This window comes from Actinoplanes sp. NPDC051633 (assembly GCF_040681735.1).
Classification (GTDB): domain Bacteria; phylum Actinomycetota; class Actinomycetes; order Mycobacteriales; family Micromonosporaceae; genus Actinoplanes.
Window position 1 is genome coordinate 1 of the sequence record NZ_JBFAZH010001401.1, and the last position, 1,808, is coordinate 1,808.

Sequence of the window (1,808 nt, forward strand, 5' to 3'; positions counted from 1 at the left end):
TGTCGGTGACGGTGGGCAGCAGCCGAGGCCGATCCGTCCACGCGGCGGCCAGCCCGCCGGGCCGCATCTGCCGTCCGTCCCGCGCCGGAGCGGGTCCGTCGGCGACAGTCCCCGGCCGCCACCCTGCAACAGCGCGTGGACGACGCGGCTCCTCGCCATCCGGCTCCACAAGGTCGGCCCACGGCCGCTCCTGACGCTTCTGCGCAGCACTTGCCATGACCGGCGCAGGCGGTCGTCCCGCCGCAGGCGGTCTCGACGTCGGGCGGGTGAGGACCGGAGGCACGGGTACGCCCCGGTCCGCGATCATCTTCGCCAGCGCCTCGGCGCCCGGCCCCGTCCCCGCTCCGCGCTGCCACGCGGTGACCACTGTGGCCAGCCGGTCCGGCCCGGCCGGCAGCAGCACGCTGACCGACTCGAGGATCCGGCCCCGCTCGCCGCGCCGCATCTGCACGATCACCTGCAGTGCGGCCACCACCTGGGCGTGCAGCGCCGCCCTCGGCAGACCGCCCAGCAGGCCCAGCGCCTCCAGCCGCGCCGGGACGTCGGCCGGCGTGTTCGCGTGCAGGGTGCCCGCGCCGCCGTCGTGCCCGGTGTTCAGGGCGCCGAGAAGGTCGGCGATCTCGGCGCCGCGGCACTCGCCGACGACGAGCCGGTCGGGTCGCATCCGCAGCGCCTGCCGGACCAGGTCGGTCAGGGTGACCGCACCGGCGCCCTCCACGTTGGCCGTTCGCGTCTGCAGCGCCACCACGTGCGGGTGCTCCGGCCGCAGCTCGGCCGCATCCTCGACCAGCACGATGCGCTCACCCGGCGGCACCAGGCCGAGCAGGGTGCCCAGCAGCGTCGTCTTGCCACTGCCGGTGCCGCCGGTGACCAGATATGCCAGCCGGGCCGCGACGATCGCGGTCAGCACCGCCGCGATCTCCGGCGGCACGGTCCCGTGGGACACCAGGTCGTCCAGGGTGAAGGGCCGCTGGCGGAAGGTACGCAGGGACACGTACGGCCCCGAGGTGGCCACCGGCGGCAGGACCGCGTGCAGCCGGGTCCCGTCGGGCAGCCGGGCGTCGGCATAGGGCTGCCCGTCGTCGAGCCGCCGGCCACACGCCGCGGCGAGCCGTTGCGCGAGGCGGCGTACCTCGTCGGGGCTGTCGAAGCTCACCTCCGCTCGGTGCAGTCCCGCCCCGCGATCCACCCAGACCTGCACGCCGTTGACCAGGACGTCGGTGATCCGCGGGTCGGCCAGCAGCGGCGCCAGCGGCCCGGCGCCGACCAGGTGGTCGTGCACCTTGCCGGCCAGGCGGAGCACGGTGGCATCGCCGAGGACCGCGCTGCCCGGCTCGCGGCGCACCGCGTCGACGACCGCTGCCGGTGTCGCGTCGACCCCTTCGGTGGCGAACTGTTGCCGCACGCGCTCGGTCATGCCAGGCGGCACCTCGGCGGCACGGGCGGCGCCGGCCCGAGAGGGCGAGGACGAGGAGGGCGACGGCGGCTGGGCGACTGCGCGCCGCCGGTTTGGCGGAGTAGTGGCCGGAGCCAGGGCGGACAGGTCGGCGGTCATGCCGCCGCCTCCTCAGCGCCGCCGGTCAGGTCCGCGATCAGTTGCCGGCACAGCTCGGCCAGCGGGCCGCGCCCGTTCCCGGCCGGCGCGTCACCCCGCTCCAGCCGCTCGCACATCGCCGGATCCGCGGCCAGCTCGCCGGCCAGCGGCAGCGACAGCACCCTGGCCACCTCACGCGCCCGCAGCCGGGCCGGCCCCGGCCCCCCCCCCACCCCCCCCCCATGACTGCAGTGCGCGCCGAACAACGAGGACA

Annotated in this window: 2 pseudogenes; both read right to left on the bottom strand. The window is 76.5% G+C overall.

The features are described from left to right. Positions 1-259: 259 nt before the first annotated feature. Positions 260-1,417: pseudogene (locus tag AB0M20_RS41425) on the bottom strand (TadA family conjugal transfer-associated ATPase); the annotation flags it as partial. 134 nt (positions 1,418-1,551) lie between these two features. After that, positions 1,552-1,808 (bottom strand): annotated as a pseudogene (locus tag AB0M20_RS41430) (septum site-determining protein minD); the annotation flags it as partial.